The sequence below is a fragment of the Kitasatospora sp. NPDC127111 genome (assembly GCF_042677465.1).
Classification (GTDB): domain Bacteria; phylum Actinomycetota; class Actinomycetes; order Streptomycetales; family Streptomycetaceae; genus Kitasatospora.
This window is the reverse complement of record NZ_JBHXTG010000163.1, coordinates 1-3313: the sequence shown is the minus strand read 5'-3', so window position 1 is coordinate 3313 and position 3313 is coordinate 1. Positions and strand designations below refer to the sequence as shown.

The window sequence follows — 3313 nt, the reverse complement described above, 5'->3', positions numbered from 1 at the left end:
CCCCTGGCCGGGCGGAGGCCGGGAATTCCGAGGGGCGCGGCAGGCGGCGCCCCGTGACGTCCTACTCCTCCGGCTCCCAGGCGCGGAGCAGGTCGAACAGCCCCGCGTCCCCGTCGATCCGCACGGAGTCCGCCTGGAGGCGGTCGTAGAGGAAGAGCACCAGTTCACCGGCGGTGGCGTGGGCGGAGACACCGGGTGCGTCCGCGCCCTCGGCGGGCAGCCGGGCGGTCCGCGCGCCGTCGCCGTCGACCGTGAGGCGCCAGGAGCGGCCCTCGGCGGCGTGGAAGTCGAAGGTGGTGGGCTCGTGCGGCCACGCACTGGGCGTCGCGACGCAGGTGAACAGGAACTCCTCGAGACCGTCGAGGGCCACCCCGGCCGGCAGCGGCTGCGGGGCGCCCGCGGCGAGCTGGGCGTCGTAGGTGTGCACGGCGGTCTCCTGGACCCGGTGCCGGGCGACCCCGCCGGCGGTCCGCGGCGTCTGCAGGCCGCTCCACCACGCCCAGCAGCCGGCGTCCGGGCCCGCCTCCCGCAGCGCGCCGAGCAGCAGGTTCGTCGACTCGTCCAGCCAGGCCACCAGGGCCTCGCGCTCCTGCGGCACGGTCAAGGCGGCCCGCTCGGCCACGGCCTCGGCCGGAGGAGCGTCGGCGGGCCCCGCACCGACGATGGCCGCCCAGAACCGGTCGCCCCCGCCCAGGTGCTGCGCCAGGTCGATCAGCGTCCACTCGGGGCAGGTCGGCACCTTCGCGTCGAGGCCGGGCGCGGCGGCGACCGTCGCCCGGAACGCGGTCGACCGCTCGTCGATCAGCCGCAGGAGGTCGGAGAATTCGAGATCGTTTTGCACACCAGGTGTCTATCACCGTGCCCCTGCCGCCGGAAAGCGGTTTTCACGGCCGCCGCGGCGGCGACGCGGCACGGCGCGCGGGGGCGGACGGCCGCACGCCGTCCGCCCCCTGTCACGGCGTCAGCGGGTCACAGCACCAGCCGCGCACCGGCGCCGTGGGAGCTGACCGTGGCGCCGTCCCCGCCCGGGCGGACGAGGTGGGCGCGGCCGGCGCCCCGCACCAGGCCGGTCCCGTCCGCCACGGACAGCGCGGTGTTCTCGTCCAACGCGATCCCGTACGGCACCCGGCCGTCGGTGACGGCCTCGACCAGCCGCGCCAGGGTGCCCCACTGGGCGGCGTGCACGTCGACGGCCGGGGCCAGCAGGCCCAGGCCCGGGCGGACCTCGATCTCCGCCAGGTCCTCGGCCGTCTCCTCGGGGCAGACCGGCACGCCGCCCGACAGCCAGCCGCCGACCACCGCCCGCCGTGCGGCGATCGCCGCGCCGGCCGAGAACCCGGCGTACGGGAGCGGACGGCCGGCCTGCCGGCGCTCGGCCAGTGCGGCACCGAGCGGGCCGGCCAGCGCGGCCTGGTACGCGGGCGTCAGCCCGCCGCCGACGAAGACGGCGTCGGCCCCGTCGAGCGCGGCCGGGTCGAACGCCTCGCCGATGGTCACCGGTACGGCGCGCGGACGGCACGGCGCGGCCGCCCCGAGGGCCGCCGTCCAGCGCTCGAACTGCTCGGGGACGTCGCCCTCGTCGAGCAGCAGGCAGGCGACCACCGGATCGGGGCCCGCCTCGGCCAGGAACGGCCCGTACAGCTCACCGGCCAGCCGCTCGTCCCGCCCGCCGCCGACCAGATGGATCGTCACTTCTCGTCTCCCCGTTCGCTGCGACTTCACGAAGTCTCGGTGGTTCGCCCGCTACTGGACGAAGGTCCCAGCAGGGTAGACGCCGCACGCCCGCCCGTCCCCGGGGGGTGGCCACGGAGGTGGCGGCGCGGACGGGCGGGCGGCCGGTCAGCGGTCTCCGGAGGCCTCCCGCTGCCGGGTGTCGAGGGCGGCCAGGGCCGCGGTGAGCTTGATGCGGTCGGTGTGGTCGGCGGGGTCCAGGCCGGTGAGGGTGGCGATGCGCCGGATGCGGTAGTCGACCGTGTTCGGATGGACGTGGTGCCGGGCCGCGACGTGGCGCCGGTTCAGGTTGCTCTCCAGGTAGAGCCGCAGGGTCGGCAGCAGGTGGGGCCTGTCCGCCAGCGGCGCCAGCAGGGCGGCGAGGTGGTCGCGGGCCGCGCCGGGGCGGGTGAGCTGGTGCTCGATCAGCAGGTCGTCGAGGTGGTAGGCGCCCGGTGGCCGCCGGAAGACGACGGCGGTGTCCCGGACCTCGGTCGCGAGGCGGGCGGCGTCCGGCACCTGGTCGGGCGCGCAGACGGCGGCGCCCGCGACCAGCGGGACCCCCGCGGCCCGGCTGAGGTCCGTCATCGCGTCGGCCAGCCAGGTCCGGTGGGCGGGGTCCGCGGCGTCGGAGCGGGGCAGCAGGGCGAGGCCCTCGTCGGCGGTCAGCTGGGCGAGGACGGGCCGGCCGATCCGCCGGTCGAGTTCGGCGCGGATCCGCCGGACCTTCCGGCGGGCGGCAACGGCGGTGTCGACGTCCTCGCGCAGCTCGTCGCGGTGGGTTCCGACGGCCAGCGCCAGGACCAGGTAGGCGGGCGGCAGGGTGGTGCCGGTGTGGCGCGCCGCGGTGTGGATGTCGGTGCCGGTCAGCAGCGCCGACAGCATCGTCTGCCGGGCGGCCCCGCTCTCCCCGACCTGCGCCTGCCGTTCCTCAAGGTAGCCCGCGGTGACCTCGGCGACGGTGACGCGCAGGCCGGTCAGCAGGGTGCGGTAGGCGACGTCCACCTGGTCCGGGGGCAACGCGGCGCGCAGGACGTCGACGCACACCTGGGCGCCGAGGTAGTAGGCGTCGACGACGGCCTCGATCGGCACCCCCTCCTCGGCCCGGCGGGCGGCCGAGGCGCGTTGGAAGGCCCGCCACTCCGGTTCCAGCGGCCGGCCGGTCCGCAGCGACTGGGCGATGCCGCGGATGCTCTGTTCGGTGACCCGGCTGACGTCGTGCTGCAACTGCTCGGGCGGCAGCCGCCGGTAGACGGGCTGCTCCGCCATCAGCCGCGCGGTGATGTCCGCCTTCAGCCGTGGCAGGTCGGCCAGCAGGCGCTGCGCCATGGCCCGCCCGGACACCGGGTCGTGCGTGCTATCAGCCGTCACAACGTCGCCCTCCGAGGGTGCGGCACCCGCCCCCGCCCAGGGGCCCGGCAGGGGGCCAGCATAGGCGCGCCGCTGACCTCCGGTCCTGGGGAACCGCGGCGCGGGCCGGGTGAAGACACCGGCCGCGGCCGCCGGTGCCACCCGGGCGGCCCGGAGTTGTGACCGGGGGGCAAACCCGGCCGCGGGGGGCGGGGGCGCCGCCCCCGGGCGCCCGCGCGGGGTGGCGCCCCAC

The 3313-nt window shown here is 77.3% G+C and carries 3 protein-coding genes; all 3 read right to left on the bottom strand.

Features of this window, described 5'->3' with window-relative positions; genetic code table 11:
- Positions 1-61: 61 nt before the first annotated feature.
- Positions 62-841 (bottom strand): maleylpyruvate isomerase family mycothiol-dependent enzyme, encoded by a 780-nt coding sequence (locus tag ACFVHB_RS40015; RefSeq protein ID WP_380332895.1) that lies wholly within the window; start codon positions 839-841, stop codon positions 62-64.
- A gap of 128 nt (positions 842-969) precedes the next feature.
- Positions 970-1692 (bottom strand): hypothetical protein, encoded by a 723-nt coding sequence (locus ACFVHB_RS40010; RefSeq protein WP_380332893.1) that lies wholly within the window; start codon positions 1690-1692, stop codon positions 970-972.
- Between the two features lie 147 nt (positions 1693-1839).
- Positions 1840-3081 carry a PucR family transcriptional regulator gene (locus tag ACFVHB_RS40005; protein WP_380332892.1) on the bottom strand — a complete coding sequence of 414 codons (1242 nt, stop codon included), beginning with the start codon at positions 3079-3081 and terminating at the stop codon, positions 1840-1842.
- Positions 3082-3313 lie beyond the last annotated feature (232 nt).